This window comes from Mycobacterium sp. 852002-51971_SCH5477799-a (assembly GCF_001667145.1).
Taxonomy (GTDB): Bacteria; Actinomycetota; Actinomycetes; order Mycobacteriales; family Mycobacteriaceae; genus Mycobacterium.
The window spans coordinates 202,854-220,312 of the sequence record NZ_LZIF01000086.1; the positions used below are offsets into that span (position 1 = coordinate 202,854).

Annotated in this window: 17 protein-coding genes; 11 read left to right on the forward strand and 6 right to left on the reverse strand. The window is 65.9% G+C overall.

The genetic code is table 11. From position 1 onward, the window contains the following. The first annotated feature begins 48 nt into the window (after positions 1–48). Positions 49–909, forward strand: a complete 861-nt coding sequence (locus A5753_RS12570; RefSeq protein WP_067127930.1) for an LLM class flavin-dependent oxidoreductase — start codon at positions 49–51, stop codon at positions 907–909. Between the two features lie 2 nt (positions 910–911). Here A5753_RS12570 and A5753_RS12575 read toward each other — a convergent pair whose 3' ends face one another. Together A5753_RS12575 and A5753_RS12580 are read right to left on the reverse strand one after the other, a co-directional pair. Next, positions 912–1,628, reverse strand: coding sequence for an SDR family oxidoreductase (locus tag A5753_RS12575; protein WP_067127933.1), 717 nt, complete (start codon positions 1,626–1,628; stop codon positions 912–914). A gap of 18 nt (positions 1,629–1,646) precedes the next feature. Next, on the reverse strand, positions 1,647–2,468 hold the full coding sequence (locus A5753_RS12580; protein WP_067127936.1) for a FadR/GntR family transcriptional regulator: 822 nt from the start codon (positions 2,466–2,468) through the stop codon (positions 1,647–1,649). A gap of 95 nt (positions 2,469–2,563) precedes the next feature. On the opposite strand from A5753_RS12580, the gene A5753_RS12585 reads away from it, so the two are divergent. Together A5753_RS12585 and A5753_RS12590 are read left to right on the forward strand one after the other, a co-directional pair. Next, on the forward strand, positions 2,564–4,957 hold the full coding sequence (locus A5753_RS12585) for a CoA transferase (protein WP_067127939.1): 2,394 nt from the start codon (positions 2,564–2,566) through the stop codon (positions 4,955–4,957). An 18-nt stretch (positions 4,958–4,975) separates the two neighbouring features. Then, positions 4,976–5,167, forward strand: a complete 192-nt coding sequence (locus A5753_RS12590; protein ID WP_067127944.1) for a ferredoxin — start codon at positions 4,976–4,978, stop codon at positions 5,165–5,167. A 69-nt stretch (positions 5,168–5,236) separates the two neighbouring features. On the opposite strand, the gene A5753_RS12595 is transcribed toward A5753_RS12590, so the two are convergent. After that, positions 5,237–6,535 (reverse strand): cytochrome P450, encoded by a 1,299-nt coding sequence (locus A5753_RS12595; RefSeq protein ID WP_369829311.1) that lies wholly within the window; start codon positions 6,533–6,535, stop codon positions 5,237–5,239. A gap of 93 nt (positions 6,536–6,628) precedes the next feature. Between A5753_RS12595 and A5753_RS12600 the strand changes: the two genes are divergently transcribed. From A5753_RS12600 to A5753_RS12625, 6 genes are all read left to right on the forward strand, one after another. Further along, complete coding sequence (locus tag A5753_RS12600; protein WP_197694674.1) at positions 6,629–7,738, forward strand: aromatic ring-hydroxylating dioxygenase subunit alpha; 1,110 nt, start codon at positions 6,629–6,631, stop codon at positions 7,736–7,738. Positions 7,739–7,756: 18 nt separating this feature from the next. Continuing rightward, positions 7,757–9,343, forward strand: a complete 1,587-nt coding sequence (locus A5753_RS12605) for an AMP-binding protein (protein ID WP_067127953.1) — start codon at positions 7,757–7,759, stop codon at positions 9,341–9,343. Positions 9,344–9,434: 91 nt separating this feature from the next. Further along, positions 9,435–9,860, forward strand: a complete 426-nt coding sequence (locus A5753_RS12610; protein ID WP_067127956.1) for a nuclear transport factor 2 family protein — start codon at positions 9,435–9,437, stop codon at positions 9,858–9,860. 13 nt (positions 9,861–9,873) lie between these two features. Continuing rightward, positions 9,874–10,404, forward strand: a complete 531-nt coding sequence (locus tag A5753_RS12615; protein ID WP_067127958.1) for a MaoC family dehydratase N-terminal domain-containing protein — start codon at positions 9,874–9,876, stop codon at positions 10,402–10,404. Next, entirely contained in the window at positions 10,401–10,862 is a 462-nt protein-coding gene (locus A5753_RS12620; protein WP_067127961.1) for a MaoC/PaaZ C-terminal domain-containing protein, read from the forward strand. Before A5753_RS12615 ends, A5753_RS12620 begins: the two co-directional genes overlap by 4 nt. Beyond that, positions 10,855–11,385: a maleylpyruvate isomerase family mycothiol-dependent enzyme gene (locus A5753_RS12625; protein ID WP_067127964.1), complete on the forward strand. Its 531-nt coding sequence runs from the start codon at positions 10,855–10,857 to the stop codon at positions 11,383–11,385. The genes A5753_RS12620 and A5753_RS12625 overlap by 8 nt, the downstream gene beginning before the upstream one ends. On the opposite strand, the gene A5753_RS12630 is transcribed toward A5753_RS12625, so the two are convergent. After that, positions 11,380–12,846 carry an aldehyde dehydrogenase gene (locus A5753_RS12630; protein WP_067127966.1) on the reverse strand — a complete coding sequence of 489 codons (1,467 nt, stop codon included), beginning with the start codon at positions 12,844–12,846 and terminating at the stop codon, positions 11,380–11,382. The genes A5753_RS12625 and A5753_RS12630 overlap by 6 nt on opposite strands. 83 nt (positions 12,847–12,929) lie before the next feature. Between A5753_RS12630 and A5753_RS12635 the strand changes: the two genes are divergently transcribed. After that, a complete protein-coding gene (locus A5753_RS12635) occupies positions 12,930–14,279 on the forward strand; it encodes a secreted hydrolase (RefSeq protein ID WP_067127969.1) in 1,350 nt (449 codons plus the stop codon). Here the strand turns inward: A5753_RS12635 and A5753_RS12640 are convergent. Beyond that, a complete protein-coding gene (locus tag A5753_RS12640; protein WP_067127971.1) occupies positions 14,262–15,413 on the reverse strand; it encodes an aromatic ring-hydroxylating dioxygenase subunit alpha in 1,152 nt (383 codons plus the stop codon). The two genes, A5753_RS12635 and A5753_RS12640, sit on opposite strands and share 18 nt — an antisense overlap. Before the next feature lie 45 nt (positions 15,414–15,458). Further along, complete coding sequence (locus A5753_RS12645) at positions 15,459–16,199, reverse strand: transcriptional regulator (RefSeq protein ID WP_231990066.1); 741 nt, start codon at positions 16,197–16,199, stop codon at positions 15,459–15,461. A 270-nt stretch (positions 16,200–16,469) separates the two neighbouring features. On the opposite strand from A5753_RS12645, the gene A5753_RS12650 reads away from it, so the two are divergent. Continuing rightward, positions 16,470–17,192 carry a DUF1906 domain-containing protein gene (locus tag A5753_RS12650; RefSeq protein WP_067127974.1) on the forward strand — a complete coding sequence of 241 codons (723 nt, stop codon included), beginning with the start codon at positions 16,470–16,472 and terminating at the stop codon, positions 17,190–17,192. Positions 17,193–17,459 lie beyond the last annotated feature (267 nt).

The following is a 17,459-nucleotide window of genomic DNA, read 5'->3' on the forward strand; positions in this document are numbered from 1 at the left end:
ACTAGCCGTGCCGTCGCAATCGCACGGATGTGGACGCATAGGTGGCGCATGGCCGAGTGGTATCTGTTCCTGCCGCAGGTGAGGTTGTCGGCGGCCGACATCGCCGATCGGGCGCGTCACGCCGAGGCCAGCGGCTTCGACGGGATCGCCTTCATCGATCACCTCGAGGCCCCCGGGCTGCCCGACGAAAGCATCTGGGAGGCAATGGGCATTGCCACCTGGGTGGCGGCCAGGACCGAGCGGCTGCGGATCGGTCATCTGGTGCTCTGTGACGCGTTTCGGCACCCGGCCGTGCTTGCCAAACAGGCCGTCACCTTGTCAGAGGCGTCGGAGGGCAGGTTCGAGCTCGGCCTGGGATCGGGATCGTGGCCCACGGAATTCGCGAGATTCGATGTCGGCCAACAGGATCCGCGGGCCAGGGTCGAGCAACTCGGCCGCCACCTGGAACTGATCAGACAGTACTGGGGCGACGGCGACCAACAATCCGGCCTGGCTGCACAAGCCCCGCGCCGGTCGTACCCGATACCGCTGGTTCTGGGTGGGAGCGGACCCAGGATGATGGAACTCGTTCGCAGATACGCGGATTGGTGGAATCTGCCAGCCAACCAGCTCGATCGGCTGTCGAGGCTCGCCCCGGCCGCGGGAACGGCCCGGATGTCAATCCAGCAGATGGTGGGCTTCGTGCGGTCGGGCAGCGACCCCGACACCGTGCGTGAGGTGAGCGCCCGGCGATTCGGCAACCTCGGGTCCGGGCTGGTCTGCGGTGACGCCGACGAGCTGATCGGGCACTTCAGCGGCTTGGCCGACCAGCGGGTCGAGCGGTTCTACGTATGGTTCGCCGACTTCGCCGCGCCGGACTCCCTGCACGAGTTCGGCGAATCGGTGATCAAAGACTTCCCCGCGCCGTAACCTCAGCCGCGTTGCGCGCGGCGCCGGGCTTCGGTGGGGACGACCGGCGGTCGCGCGAAGGGGCCGCGCTCCACGGCGGACAGCCGGATCTCGGGCAGATCGACCGACGAGTCGACGGTGTCCAACCAGGCGACCGCCTCGGCGACGTCCGACACCCCGATGGCGTACATCTCGAAGGGAACGTCCTGCAGCATCTCGGTGGCCACCGGTCCCGGCGTGACGATGTGCACGCTGATGCCGTCGCGGTCGACTTCGAGGGCCAAGGCTCGGGCGAACGCATTCATCCCGGCTTTCGAGGCGGAGTACGCGGTGCGAGCCGGCATGGGCTCGTGTGCCGCCGACGACGAAATGAACACCAGTCGTGAGCCGGCTGTCATTTTCGGCAGCACCGCTGAGGTCACGACGAAGCACGAATCCAGGTTGGCCGACATGATGGCGTGCCACTGCTCGAAGGTCTGCTTGCGCGCGTAGGTCCCGCCGAGCGCACCGGCCGCATGCACAACGAGGTCGATTGTCTCCAATGCGCTTATCGCGGCGGCGAATCCGCCGGGGTCGGAAGCGTCGGCCGCGATGTGGCGGGCACCGATCTCCTCGGCGGCCGCACGCAGCGGAACCTCGCGGCGCGCCGCGAGCACCACGTCGTAACCGCGCTCAACCAGCTTGCGGGCGCAGCCTTTTCCGATCCCGCCGCTTCCGCCGGTGACTAATGCGGTTCGCATGACCGTTGCAGGCCGTCGTCAGGAGTGCCGAATGTCCCGCGGCCGCGACAACGCCTGCGGGGACAGCGCATAGATGCGTTGATCGTGCTGACCGGACAAGACGTAGGTCTGCGTGTCGGCCAGGTGGCGACCCGCGATGCGGCGGGCCCGGTCGACGTTGCCCTCGGCGATCGTCTCGGTCAGCTTGACGTGCGTGTTGAGCACCGCGCGGCGCTGGGCGAGCGACGGGTAGGTGCCACGCGACGCACTCTCGTCGGCCCACTGCCGTTCGTGGCTGCTCCACAGCGTCTCCAGGCTTCCCACGACCGCGATGATCGTGTGATTGCCGCAACCGCGGACGATGAGATCATGGAATTCGCGTCCGATTTCGGTGAAGAGCCTTCCGTCGTCCAGGTTTTCGGCCATGGACTCGTTGATCCGGGTGAGCTCGGGAACCAGGGTGTCCGCTCGGTCCGGCCGGCGGGCTGCCAGGGCGGCGCAGGCGGGCTCGAGTTCCTGCAATGCCATGCCTAGGTCGGCGACCTCGACGGACTCGCTCTGCAGCAACAACCCGAGCATGTAGGCGGCGCTGGTCTTCGCCGGGGCGTGGACGACGGCACCGCCGCGGTTGCCGCGCCGCACCGAGACCAGGCCTTCGGTCTCCAGGATCCGCAGGGCTTCGCGCAGCGAGACCAGGCTCACGTTGAACTGTTCGACGAGCACCTCTTGGCGCGGCAACAGATCACCGTCCGCGAGCTCGCCGTCGATGATCTGACGGCGCAACTCGTCGGCTACGATTTCGGCGATCCGCGGCGCCGACAGCCGGCGCCGGGCGTCGGGGCCAATTCCCAAGGCGGTCATCCGATCCTCGAAACGAAATGCAACTCGCTGGCTTAGCTATTTTAGCAGTAATGATATAAATAGCTTCTCTGGTCGCTCGTCGATCGGAAGGGCGGGTGCAATTGAGCGAGCGGTCCGAAAGCCGGCCGACACCGCTACACGATTTGCGTGTCGTCGAGATCAGTGACCGGATAGCGGGCAGCTATTGCGGCAAGCTGCTGCGCGACGTCGGCGCGCAGGTGCACAAAATCGAACCGCCGCAAGGGGATTGGTTACGGCGATACTCCGCCAGCGGGTCCCCGATCCCCGAGGACCGCAGCGCACCGTTCTTCAGTTACCTCAGCGCGGGCAAACGCAGCATGACCTTCGCACCCGGGTCCCAGCGCTACCGAGACGAATTGGCCGGCGCCGACGTCGTCGTCGTGACCGCCGGGCGGGCGCGCGCCGCGGCGCTCGGCGTCGACCCGCAACAACTGCTGGTGCTCTCGCCGCGGGCGATCATCGTCTCCATCTCCGACTTCGGCTGGACCGGCCCCTATGCGGACCGGGCGGCCACCGAGTTCACCCTGCAGGCGTGGGCGGGCTCGCCCGGCTTCCGCGGCGACCCCGCCGGGCCGCCGATCTCCATCGGTGGTGATCTCGGCGAGTACATGGGTGGCGTATTCGCCGCCTTCGGCGTACTGGCACTGCGTCGCCGTGTCGAGCGCGGCGGTCCCGGCGAACACCTGGACCTGTCCATGCTGGAAGCCATCACCACGATGCAGAGCAGCGAATGGCTGCATTCACAGCTGCTGCGCGTCCCGCCGATCCGGCGCACCACCGAGGTGCCGTCTATCGAACCCGCCAAGGACGGGTACGTCGGAATCACCATGGTCACCGGTCAGCAGTGGCTCGATTTCGCCGCGATGGTGGAGTGCCCGCAGCTGGAGGAGATCGAACAGCTGCGGTTCCAGATCGGCCGGTGGCAATACCGGGACCTCATCCGCGAACAGATCCACCCGTGGCTGGCCGAACGGACCGTCGCCGAAGTCGTCGAGCTCGGGCAGCTGTTCCGGTTGCCGATCGCCGCGCTGGGCAACGGCTCCACCATCCGGGAGCTGGCTTACGTGCGTGAGCGCAGGGCCTTCACCCGCAACCCCGCCGGGTTCGACCAGCCCCGGCCGCCCTGGCTGATGTCGGTGTGTGCGCCCGCGCCCGTGGGTGACACGCCCGCCCTCGGTGAGGCCGACGGCGAAACCCCTTGGCGCCGTGTGGAGCCCGAGGTAGAACCGGCGCCGGACGGGCTACCGCTGGCCGGTGTGCGCATCGTCGACCTGACCGCGTTCTGGGCCGGCCCCGCCGCGACCCACCTGCTGGCCGCCTTCGGCGCCGACGTCGTCAAGATCGAGTCGATCCAGCGTCCCGACGGCATCCGGTACTCGGGCGGGATGCGCACCGACGTGGACGACTGGTGGGAGTACGGCTGGGTGTTCCACGCGATGAACACCAACAAGCGTTCGGTGACACTGGATTTGGGATCCGAACGGGGTCGCGCCCTGTTCACCGAGTTGGTCGCCGGCGCCGACGTCGTGATCGAGAACTTCTCGCCGCGGGTGATGGAGCAATTCGGGCTCACCGACGATGTGCTGCGCAAGGTCAACCCGAAACTGGTGTTCGTCCGGATGCCCGCATTCGGCGTCGAGGGGCCGTGGCGGGAGCGGGTCGGGTTCGCCCCCACCATGGAGCAGATCGCCGGCCTGGCCTGGGTGACCGGCGTGCCGGAGGCGCCGCCGGTGACACCGCGCGGGGCCTGCGACCCGCTGGCCGGCGTGCACGCCGCGTTCGCCGTGCTGGCCGCCCTGAGCTTCGCCGAACGCACCGGGACGGGTCAGCTGGTTGAGCTGCCGATGCTCGAAACCGTGCTCAACGCCACCGCGATCCAGGCGATCGAGTCCGAAGTCTTCGGGGTGACCCTGAGCCGTCGCGGCAACCGCGGTCACAGCGCGGTCATCCAAAACATCTACCGCTGCGCCGGATCGGACGACTGGATCGCGATCACCGTTCGCGACGACGCGCAGTGGCGCGCGTTGGTGGAATTGATGGGGCGACCGACGTGGTGTGACGACGAGGAGCTGTCCACCGTCGCCGGGAGTTTGGAACGAGCCGACGAAATCGATCGCAGGCTGGCGGATTGGTTCGTCGGGCAACCACTTGGCCCGACGGTGGAGCGGTTGGCCGACGCGGGAATTCCCGCCGCGCCGGTGGTGTCGCCATCGCTGGTCACCGACAACCCGCAACTGCGCGAACGCGGCTTTTTCGAGGCACTGCATCACGCTTGTACCGGCCTCGGCCTGTACCCCTGCCCGCCGTTCGCCCGGCTCGCCGGACAGGACAAGTGGCTGCTGCGGCCGCCACCGAAGCTTGGCGAGCACAATGAGGAGATCCTGCGCGAGCGGTGCGGGCTGACCGACGAAGAACTGACACGCCTCGCGACCGGCGGGGTGACCGGGACCCGACCCAAGGGCCTCTAGAGAAGTGGAGGGCAATCGATGCGCGTGACGGTCGACGAGAACCTGTGTGAAGCCAATGGCTTCTGCGAATCGCTTGCGCCGGAGGTGTTCGAGCTGGGCGACGCCGATGTGGTGCAGATCGCGGACGGCCCCGTGCCCCCGCGGCTGGAAATCGACGTGCGCGCGGCGGTGGACCAATGTCCAAAGGCCGCGTTGCGGTTGCAGGACTGAGCGGCACCGCCCGGCACGGGCGCCACTTGCGAATGGGAGCCACGTACAGGTCCGGTTCGTGGCCCGGTCTCAGCGCCGCTCGGTCAGCTTGATGGCCATCTCGTCGTAGATCGACATGTTGGTGGCTAGGTTCGGATGGGACACCTTCGCCGGACCGATCTCGATGTTGTCGCAGCGCAGAAACAGTTCGTCGAGGACCGCGCGCAGTTCCGCCCGGGCCAGCATCGCGCCCAGGCAGTGGTGCGGCCCGCCGCCGCCGAACGCCACGTGGGGGTTGGGCTGTCGGCCGATGTCGAAGGTGAACGGGGACTCGAAAACCTCCTCGTCGCGGTTGGCCGAACGCAGGGTCGACACCACGCGTTCGCCCTTGGCGATGTGCTGACCGTCCATCTCGACGTCGACCTTTGCGGTGCGCGTCCAGTACGCCACCGGCGACGCCCAGCGCAACACCTCCTCGACCGCGCCGGCGCGCAGGTCTTCCCGCTCGCGATACCGTTCCACCTGCTCTGGATTGGCGACGAACGCCTGCAACCCAATGGCCAGGGCGTTCTTCGTGGTGTCGCTGCCGGCGAACGCCAGCACGAAGAAGAAGAACTCGAGTTCGTTCTCGGGCAGGCGGAACTGCTCGCCGTCGTCACCGGTGATCACCGCGGACGCGAGCGTGCTCCAGATGTCATCGGTGGGATTGCGCCGCTTTGCGGCGGTGAGCTCCATCGCGTATTCGAAGACCGAGCCAAAGAGCTCGAGTTCCACCTGGCCGCTCGGACCCGCCTCGGGCGCAAGCGCCTTGAGGATGCGGTCGAAGATGTCGAATATTCGTGGCCGGTCTTCCTCTGGGATGCCGATGATGTCGCCGATGACCGACATCGGTAACGCGTCGGCGACGTCGGAGATCCAGTCCCCACCACCGTGCGCGAGCAGGCCGTCGATCATGTGGGCCGCACGCGCCCGGATGCCGTTCTCCAGCTTGGCGATCGCGCGCGGGTTGAAGGCGTTGGAGATCAGTTTGCGGCGCTTGTTCAGGTCCGGCGGGTCCAACGTGATGATGGTCGGGAACGACGAGAACATGGCGACGGGCTGAATGAGTGGGCCGTCGGCGGCGGTGAACGACTCGGTGTCGCGATGCAGGCGGACCGCGTGACGGTGTTTGGTGGCCACCCAGAATTGACGCTGGACCGTGTCGGCGACACCCGGTGTCAGGTCGTGCCGGAAAAGCGGCCTCGTGCGCCGCAGCTCGGCGAACAGCTCGTCGGGAAAACCATTACGCCACAAGGCGAAATCGGATAGGTCCACTGCAGCGGCCGTCATGCGAACCCCCATCGGCTCAGGCGTCACGCGACGACCGGCCGGTGTCGCGTTGACGTTCAATGTCTAAAATAGTAAAAATAGACTTTAGTCGTCGAAACGCGGTGAGGTAAGAGCGGCCCAGATGCGCCCGGCCGCGTGGGAAACGGAGTTCTCGTGACGAATACGATTCCAGAATCAGACCCTTCAGAGCGGGAGTTCGGGCAGGCCGGCATCGCGCTGTCGACCTACCGTTTCCCGACGGGCTGGTTCATCGTCGCCTTCGGAACCGATCTGGCTCCCGGCCAGGTCAAGCGCGCGCACTACTTCGGTGAGGAGTTGGTGCTGTTCCGCACCGAGTCGGGCCAGGTCCACGTGATGGAGGCCTATTGCCAGCACCTCGGCGCCAACCTCGGGGTGGGCGGCACGGTGGAAGGCGAGAACATCGTCTGTCCGTGGCACGGCTGGCAGTGGCGCGGCGACGGTACCAATGCGCTGATTCCCTACAGCAAGATCGGCTGCAAGAACAACGTCCGCATCCGGACCTACCCGAGCATAGAGTGGTACGGCTTCATCCTGGCTTGGCACGAGCGGCACGGTCGGGCGCCCTACTGGCAGCCGCCGGTGCTGCCGGAATTGGAAACCAACGAGTACTACCCGCTGCACCCGCACACCCAGATGCTCAACCGGGTGAAGGTGCATCCGCAGATGATCATCGAGAATGCGGCTGACCCCTATCACGTTCAGTACGTGCACAAGGCCGCCAATCCGGCCACCACGGCGTCGTTCGAGGTGGCCGGTTATCACCTGCACGCCACCGTCAACGCCCATTTCGGCGGGGGACGGGCGCAGACATGGCTGACCCCGAACGGTCCAGTCGACGCCAAGATCATCTACGACAACTACTCGCTGGGCTTGGGCGTGGTGCGCTTTCCCAGCGAACTGGTGGCCACCGTGCAGGTCACCGGCCAGACGCCGGTGGACGAGGATTACACCGACTACTTCTACACCCAGGCTTCGGTACGTGAACCCGGCGACGACGGTGACGTGCCGACCGGACGGGCCGCCCGCTTCCTGGCGCTGCAGCAAGAGGTCATCAAACAGGACTTCTTCACTTGGGAGAACATGAAATACCTGGAGAAGCCGAATCTCGCTCCCGAAGAAGCGCACGACTACGCGGCCCTGCGCCGCTGGGCGCATCGTTTCTACCCGGGCGAGGAGCCCTCACCCTCCGACTTCGGTTACAGCGCCGGCGGCGAGCCCGACCCCGCGGCCGCCAAAGCTTGATCACGGCCGAACAGCTCGATGTGCGCTGACCGCAGCGGGCCCGCGCAGCCCTCCGATTTCGGCGTCGACAGTTTCACCGTGCCGGCCGTGCTCGATCGCCGCGCGCAGCAGTACCCCGATCGGGTGATGATGTCGATCGCCGGTGTCGACGTGACCTTCGAGCAGATGCGCCAGCGGTCCTGCGCGGCGGCAAAGATGTTGACCGATTTGGGTGTCGGGCGGGGCGACCGCGTCGCGTTGTTCACCGGCACGTGTCCGGAGTGGGTGTATTTCTGGCTGGGCGCCGCACGGATCGGGGCGGTGAGCGCGGCGGTCAATGCCGCGAACAAGGGCGACTTTTTGCTGCACGCCCTTCGGCTGTCACGGGCCAAGGTGATCGTGACCGACGCCGAACGGCAACCCCGGGCCGCCGAAGTCGCCGACGCGGTAGAAAGCCTGACAAGCATTGTGGTGCAGGGTGATTCGCTGACGGCGGCGCTGGGCCAGAACGCGGATGATGTGGCGACCGACAGCCCAGCAGGTCCGGGCGACCTCGGCTGCTTGTTTTACACTTCAGGCACCACTGGCCCGTCCAAGGCAGTCGCCACCACATGGCACTACCTGTTTTCGGTGGCAGCAACCGTCGCGTCGGCCTGGGAATTTCGCGAACGCGAGGTGCTGTGGACGGCGATGCCGCTGTTTCACCTCAGCGCGGCCCCAAGCATCCTGGCGCCCATGCTGGTAGGCGCGACGACGGTGCTGGCCGGGGCTTTTCACCCCGCGGAGGTGTGGGCTGACATACGCGCCCGCGGTGCCATCGGATTCGCCGGCGCCGGGGCGATGGTCTCGATGCTGCAGAATCTTCCTGCGGATTCCGACGACGCACGACTACCGCTGCGGTTCATTTCCGCCGCGCCCATCGATGCGGATTCCTACCGCGACATCGAAAAGCGTTACGGCTGTCGCATCGTCACGATGTACGGGCTCACCGAGGCGTTCCCCGTCGCGGTCAAGGCGCTGGCCGACGCCGGGGTTCCCGGAACGTCGGGACGGCCGAATCCCGACTTCGAGGTGCGGATCCTGGACGAACAAGGAAACCCGCTGCCCGCCGACACCGTGGGTGAGATCGCCTGTCGGCCCAGGCATCCGCACGTGATGAGCGAGGGATACGTCGGCGCGGATTCGCGGATAAAGCCGCATCCGGAGTGGTTTCGCACCGGCGATCTCGGGCGGCTCGATTGCGATCAGAATTTGACCTATGTGGACCGGATCAAGGATGCGTTGCGCCGCCGCGGTGAAAACATTTCGTCGGTTGAAGTGGAGCGCATCGTCATGTGCCATCCCGCGGTTGCGGAGGCCGCCGCGGTCGGCGTGCCCAGCGAGCTGGGAGAGGACGATGTTCTGGTGGTCGTCACGTTGCGGTCCGGCGCCACACTCGATTTCGTGGAGTTGCTCGACTTCTGCGCATCGCGCATGCCGTATTTCTGCGTGCCGCGATTCGTGGAGACCGTCAGCGAACTCCCGAAAAATGTGATCGGTCGGATACGCAAGGACTTATTGCGCGAACGGGGCATCAATCCGAAAACGTGGGATCGTGAAAGGAGCGGGTATGTCGTTAGCCGTTAGGTTCCGATAGTGTCACCTAAGAGTCGATGAGTTGTCTTAGTGTTCCGTCAGCCCGTTGTAGGCAGTCATTTCCGAGAGAGGCTGGAAAACGATGACCATGACTTATCAGGAACAGCAAATGCTCCAAGCCGCCACCGGACGCGCTGCCATCCTGGATCTGGATGCCCGGCACAATCGGGCCTATTCCGACGGTGACCGTGGCCGCTGGGTCTCCACCTTCCGCCACTCCGGCGCCAGCTACACCCGTGACGGCGAGCTGTTCAACGACCTGCGTTCGGCCTTCGACGGCGGCGATGGCCAGCGACTGGTCACGCTCGATCACGAAATCCGCGTCGACGGCGTCAACGCGACTCAGCATTGTGTCGCCGTGCTTTTCGCAGCTGTGTATGGCGACACGGTGCTGCGGGCCACCGGGATATTCCGTGACACGCTGATCTATGAGCGGGGCGGCTGGTATTTCGCTTCCCGCATGCTGCAGTGGGATTCGGTCCCGAGTCGGCACCCGCTCGTCATGTGAGCGGCGCCGATACATGGATCGGGATTTCGGTGAGCGGCTGGCCTTCGGCACGTACGACGATGCGCTGCGGATGGTCGGTGCGAAAGGCGAGCCCCGCACCGCAGCCACCGCGGTCAGCGCCGCACGCATACAGCTGTTCGCCGCGATGGTCCGCGACGCCAATCGCTCGTACTGGGATTCCGAATTCGCCCGCCTGCACTGGGGAGGCCTGCTGGCGCCGCCGGCCCTGTTGATGGGCTGGCTGATCGCGCCGCCATGGCAACCGGGGGGCAGGGGGGCGGCTTCGTTGATCGCCCTGCGCGTGCCCCTGCCCGGCACCACATTCATCAACGCGGCAAACGAGGTTGAGTTCCCACAACCCATCACCGAGGGCGACGTGCTGACCGTCGTCGACGAGCTGGTCTCGGTGTCACCGGAAAAGCGGACACGGCTGGGCTTCGGCCATTTCGTCGAGACGCTGGAGACCTATCGCCGCCAGGATGGGACGGTGGTGGCCACCTGTCGGAATACGTTGTTCCGGTTCACCCCTGGAGCGTCCACGTGAGCGACGAAGGCCTGCGCTGGCACCAGATCACCGTTCCCGTCGACCTGCCCGAGGTGATCGACCACATCAGCTACCAGCGGGTGGTGGAGAACGCCGGAGCGACGTGGGATTATTTCCCCGGCCATTTTGATCCGGAATACGCTGCTGCTCAAGGCAACCCGACGATCTACGTCAACACGATGCACCTGGCCGGCTTTGCTGACCGCGTCGCGACGGACTGGGCTGGCCCGCGCTCGCGTGTGGTGCGGCGGTCCATGCGGCTCACCGGGTCGGTGTATGCCGGTGACACGATGATCGGCCGGGGCCGCGCCGTGGCGAAGCGCCGGGATACCTCGGTGGAGCCGCCGCGCTGCCTGGTCAACGTCGAAATCCAGGTGACCAATCAGCATGGCGCGCTGTGCTGTCCGGTCGAGCTGACCTTGCACGTGCCCGACTCCCCGCGCGACGGCGATGGATGACGTCGGCCAATTGCACCTGGCCGTGTGCCGTCGCTTCGGTGCGGCGGTCGCAGCGGCCAACGGCAAGTGGGACCGTCCATCGCCGTGCGATGCGTGGGACGCGCGGGGAGTGCTCGAGCACGTCATCGGGTTCCATGACGTGCTGCTATTGCGTCCCTTGGGATTGAAGCCCGATCGGCCACGCGACGATCCTCGGGCGCGCTGGCAACTCACCTACGACTCGCTGGCGGAGGTTCTCGGATCTGGCGGAGCGACACAGCTCGATGAGTACCGGTTGATGCCGAACCTGACCCGTGACGTCCTGGTGCACACCTGGGACCTCGCCCGCGCGGTGGGTGCCGACGACGGCCTGGACCCCGCGTGGTGTGAACTGTTCTGCGCCGCCCTCCCGGAGGATCCGCAGGCGTTGGCCGCAGCGGGGATGTTCGGTGCGCCAGTCGTGATCGACGACCAAAATGATGCGCAAGCAAGGCTTTTGGCGCGGCTTGGCCGCGACCCGTGGTGGCAAGCGGAAACCCTATAGCGGCGGCAGCTGGCCTTTGCAAATCAGCGTCTGCAGCTCGACATACTCATGTAGGCCCTCCGGCCCGAACTCGCGCCCGATGCCGGACTGCTTGAAGCCGCCGAACGGCGCGCCGATGTCCAGGGTGTACATGTTGATGCCATAGGTTCCGGTGCGCACGGCGGCAGCGACGTCCAGGCCGTGCTGGATGTCGGCGGTCCACACCGAACCGGCCAGGCCGTAATCGGTCTCGTTGGCGATGCGGACCGCGTCGTCCTCGTCACGGTAGCGAAGCACGGTCAGCACCGGACCGAAAATCTCCTCCCGGGCGATGCGCATGTCGTTGGTGGCGTCGGTGAACAGCGTCGGCTGCACGTACCAGCCGCGCTCGGACGGGCTCTGTTCGCCGCCGAGCACAACGCGGGCACCTTCGCTGCGCCCCGACTTGATGTAGTCCTGGACGCGGCGCTGTTGGCGTTGGGCCACAAGCGGTCCGATGTCCGTCGACTCGTCGGCCGGGTCGCCGACATTGAGCGTGGACATCATGTCGGCCAGCGCGTCGACGACCTCGTCATGTTTGCGGTCGCTCACCAGGATCCGGGTCTGTGCGACGCAGGCCTGACCGTTGTTCATCAGCCCGGCGGACTTCAGGCCGGCCACCGTCTTACCGATGTCGGCGTCGTCGAGAATGATCGCCGCGGACTTGCCCCCCAGCTCCAGGCTCACCCGCTTGAGATGCTCACCGCACAGGGCGGCGATCCGGCGGCCGACTGCACTGGACCCGGTGAATGCGATCTTGTCCACCCCGGGATGACGCACCAGCGCCTCACCAATGTCGGGGCCTCCGGGCAGGACCGACACCACGCCTTCGGGCAGCCCGATCTGCTCGATCATCTCAGCCAGCCACAAAGCGTCCAAAGGGGTTTCGGGCGCGGGCTTGATGATGACCGTGCAGCCCGCGATCAGCGCCGGGATGAGCTTGGGCATGATCAAGAACTGCGGCACGTTCCACGGCACGATCGCGCCGACCACGCCGACAGGGGCCCTCCGCAGATGTACCTCGCCGAGCACACCTTGCCGGCGTTCCTCCCACGGGAAATCCCGGGCGGCAGCCAGCGAGAGGTGGATCAGCGCTACGGCGGCCGCCCCCTGGCCCATCCGGCTGAAGCTGCGCGGCGACCCCATCTCATCGGTGATGAGGTCGGCCATCTCGTCGGCATGGCCGGCATAGATCCCGGCGAGCTGTTCGACCTTGGCCATCCGGGCGGCATGGCTCATCCGTGGCCACGGACCGTGATCGAACGCGTTCCGTGCGGCGGTGACGGCGGCATCGACGTCCTCGGGTCCCGCGACTTGAACATGCCCGACCGGCTCTTCGGAGTGCGGCGAGATCACGGCGAGCTGCTGGGGATTGGCGGGTTTGCGCCACTGGCCCCCAATGAACAGCTCGTTATAGGAACGATGGCCGGAAGTCTTTGTCATCGGGGCACTTCCTCAGGGGATCGGACCGTGGCCGCAATTTCGCTATTCACGCTAACATAGCGAAAAAAGCAGCGAGGCCCTATATGACCAGCGATTGGCGCAGTTACCCGTTTCAGTTGGTGCCCGGCGACGGCCAGTTGGAATTCCCCGCCGCCGAAGGCGAACACCCCGACCAGGAGTCGGACACCTGGTTCATCGCCGGGCAGCTCGACGCCGCCGAGACCGATCGATCGTTCGCCTTTCTGACCATCTTCAACAAGAACCGGCCCGGCGGAACGGTCGTCGCGGACTTCTACACGATGGCGCTGTTCGACCTCGACACCGGTGATTACGGCACCTTCACCGATTACGACATGCCGCCGGCCAACATGGAGCCCGGCGCCCAGCGCAAGTTGACGATGGCGGAGGGCCATCTCGACATCAACTACCACAGCACCGCGGGAACGGCGTCGTGGGCGACCAGCCGCAACGGCGATGGCGAACTGCTGCCCTACACGTACCGGGTCAGCCTGGTCGGAACGGATCAGTCCGGGCGGCGCATGCGACTGGATCTGGCCGTAACCCCAACGCGTGCACCAACACCGGTAGGTGCATCAACCTATAACGGAAAGATCGTCTGCTTCGGTCAAAGCGACACCTACTCCTATTTCCAGACCGGCATGGCGATGACGGGAACCCTGCGCTGGGGAGACGTGGTCCAGCAGGTCTCCGGTGCCAGCGGGCACGTCGATCGGCAGTGGTTCCCGAAGTACGCCGGTGGCGGTGGATCCGGCGGAGACCCGCGGGCCAGGTCGCACGAATGGCGCACGATCAACTTCGACAACGGCGTCGACCTGAGCATCTGGCGCCAGTTCGACCGCACAGATGGCAATGCGCTGCAACCGTTCACCGGTGTCACGACAAGCGACCCGGACCCCGCGATCGCGCCGCAATGTGCCGAAGACGTCGAGGTCACGGTCAGCAGCTACGTGCGGTGGCCGGAGGCCATGCGACCCCTGGTGCGGCCCCTCGCCCCGGCGCGATACATGCCCGACCGGCACCGGATCACTTGTCCCACACTGCAACTGGACCTCATCGGGGAGCCGCTGGTGGCGGCCCCGGCGCACGGGCTGCCGATCGAGTACATGGAGGGCCCCTACCGCTACCACGGCACCATGTGGGGAAAACCGGTGACGGGCTTCGCGTTCAATGAACGCTCGTTGGCGTTATACCGGGATTGGGAACTCGTCGAGGTGCTGTCCACGACTGTCGCGAGCCTGGCACCGCCGGAGCCCGAATTGCAGGCCATGGTGGATCAGGTCGTGCCGCTGATTGCGGCCGGCCGGCGCAAGGACGCCGTCGAGCTGCTGTCCAACGCGGCGCCTGCCGAAAATAACGCGCTGGCAAAGCTTCTCGACGATCTGATCGGGGTCCTGTCAGCCGACGTCGGCTGACGCCGACAGCGCCCGGGCCCACGTGATGTGTCGATGCTGCAAACCGGGCTCGTTGCGGCCGAACACCAGGCGGTCGCGGACTCCGGACTCGAGGTTGGCCTGCAGCCCCTCGACCAGTCGGTAGTCTTCGTCGCGCACGGTGGCGTGCGCGTATTCGAAGACGGCTTGGGCGCCGGCGGCGGCTGACTCATCGGTGAGGTCCTGCGGTGTTGCGTTCTGGTGGACGGTGATTGACCTACCGGGCCGATCCCCGGGATAGACGCGGAACAGTTCGCCGTTGGCGATGGTCACCGATAGCACGATGTTGGGGAAAAGCGCATAGATCACCACCATGTTGTGGAACGGATTCCATTGGTCCTCGGGCACATCGTCGAGCTCCAGGATGGTGTTGAGCGGGAAGATCAGCCGGTGATGCGGCCCGTAGGAGTCGAACACCGTGCAGTTGCTGCGTGCGATGGTGGCGAACGTCTGCTGATGGACGGTGGCGAAATGGTAGTTCTCGGCGAAGGTGTCGATCGCCAGTTTCCAGTTGATACGGGAGTCCAACACCTTTTCGCCCAGCGGTGACCAGCGCCCGATGCCCCATGAGTCGAGTTCCTCGGCAAGCGGGCCCAAGTGTCCCGCCACGTCCAACGTGGATCCGGGATCCAATGCCACCCAGAGGAATCCAGCGAATTCGGTGGCCGGGATCTCGGTCAGACCATCGGACTTGACGGTCACCTCTGGGAATCCCTCGTGTCCGGGAACCGCCACCAGGCGACCGGTGTTGTCGTATGTCCAGGCGTGGTACGGGCAGGTGAATCGCTTTGCGGTGCCACAACCCGTCACCACCTGCGACTGGCGGTGTAGGCACACGTTGTTGAACGCCTTCACCGTTCCGTCTGATGTTCTGGTCAGCAGGATCGACCGCCCCATCACCGTCTTGGTGCAATAGGCACCCGGGGCGGGCAGTTCCGAGACGTAGCCGACCAACTGCGGACTGGCCAGCAGCATGGCCCGATCCCGGTGGTGGCGCACGCTACCGGTGTAGTCACGCGCGTCGACCGTGTGCTGTGTCGGAGCGAGATCAGTCGTCTTGTCCCGCGCCAACTTCAACGCACGCCGCGTCAGGTCGATGAGCTGTTCGCGTTCCATCTGGACTCCGGTTGCAGTCAAGCGCTCTCGGTAACTCTACTAACTTTATAGTGACAATAAAATAAGGCCAAACGCCGTGCCGGCGCGGTAGTGGGCGCCGAGGTAGGGAAGCGCCTGCGGGTATCGCTGCGCAATCGCTCGCACACGCTGATCGCCGTCGAGAGTGTGCAAGTAGTCGCCGGTGGCTTGGTCCGCCGGAAAAAACGACTCGATGATGAGGCTCTCCACCGAAATGTCGAGCGGGCTGCCGAAGGTCGCGACGGTGCTGACGAACCGGAGCTCGGTTCCGTCCAGGGTGATCAATCGAAACGGCACATACAGCTCGCCAGTCCGCTCGCCGCGCTGGACTCCCCGAGGCGCCGGATAAGTCAAGAGCTCGTCGTAGAGCCGGCGGATGTCGGGTGCCGCGGTGGCCTGCGCCTGGCGGCGAACCCGCCCCATGATCGCCGAGTGCACCTCGGCGCGGTTGAGCAACCGCTGCGCCAAGCCCCGCGGATGCAGGCACAACCTCATGACGTTGATCGGCGGGCGCAGCAGTTCGGGGTCAACCCCGTCGGCGAGCACGACGCAACCCACATTTCCGGCTATCAGGTTCCAGCACGCATCGGTGACGATGGCCGGATACGGGGCATGGCCGGCCAAGACCGAGTCGACGGCCGCCTTCACGGGCCTCATCCGCTCGGCGTCCAGGGTGTGCTCGCCGAACACGGGCGCATAGCCGCCGTCGAGCAGCAGGCGGTTGCGCGCGGCGAGCGGCAGATCCAGCGACTCGCCGATGCGCAGCAACAGGGCGCGGCTGGGCCCTGCCGGTCTCGACGAAACTGAGGTGGCGAGGCGAGACACCGACCTGATGCGCAAGTTCCATCTGGCTCAATCGCCGACGAGTGCGCCACTCGCGCACCGCTATCCCCGCGGACACCTTCTCGAAGCTAACGCTGCTTTACGAACCTGAACTGGGCGTGGCGGGCGCCCTTCAGAGCCGATGCGGCACCGTGATACACATGTGACCTGCGTGACCAATGTGTCATTTGGGGTTTCTGTCGTACCCTTTGGCTTGTGTCATCCGTTTCGCGACGCGCCGTGCTCAAATTTGCGGCCGCGACCCCGGCCCTGCTTGGCTTGGGCGTCGCAGGCGCGTCGCTGAGCGCCCCGGCGGCATCGGCGTCGCTCGGCACCCTGCTGGACTATGCGGCCGGGGTCATTCCGGCCAGCCAGATCCGGGCCGCGGGCGCGGTGGGGTCGATTCGGTACGTGTCGGACCGTCGCCCCGGCGGCAACTGGATGCTCGGAAAGCCGATCCAGGTCAGCGAAGCGCGCGACCTCAACAGCAACGGGTTGAAAATCGTGTCCTGCTATCAGTACGGCAAGGCCAGCACCGCGGACTGGCTGGGCGGTGCCAACGCCGGCCTGCAGCACGCACAGCGCGGGATGCAGCTGCACGCCGCGGCCGGTGGGCCCGCCAGCGCGCCGATCTATGCCTCGATTGACGATGACCCGTCCTACGAGCAGTACAAAAGCCAGGTGGCGCCCTATCTGCGTTCGTGGGAATCGGTGATCGACCATCAGCGCACAGGCGTGTACGCCAATTCGAAGACCATCGACTGGGCGCTGCATGACGGGTTGGGCTCTTACTTCTGGCAGCACAATTGGGGCTCGCCCAAGGGATATGCCCACCCGGCGGCCAATCTGCACCAGGTTGAAATCGACAAACGCAGCGTCGGAGGGGTCGGCGTGGACATCAACGAGATCCTCAAGCCCCAATTCGGCCAGTGGGCCTAGCGCCCGATGCCGTCGCTCGGCGCGGCCGAGACTCCCGTTCTTAAAAATTCCAGCAAACACTCGTTCGCTCGTTTCACCGACGCGCACCGGCGGCCGATCGGGGTCGGCCAGCGCCGACGGCGCCGCGACGCCACTTTGCGACCAAAAATTTTTATGTAACGATTCGATAACAAGACAGCTTTGATCTGCGCAGTTATAGCTACTCGACCGTAACCACCTGCATGCAGCGGGTTTGTTAATCGGCTCCTCGGCGCCGGTGAAAGCGCG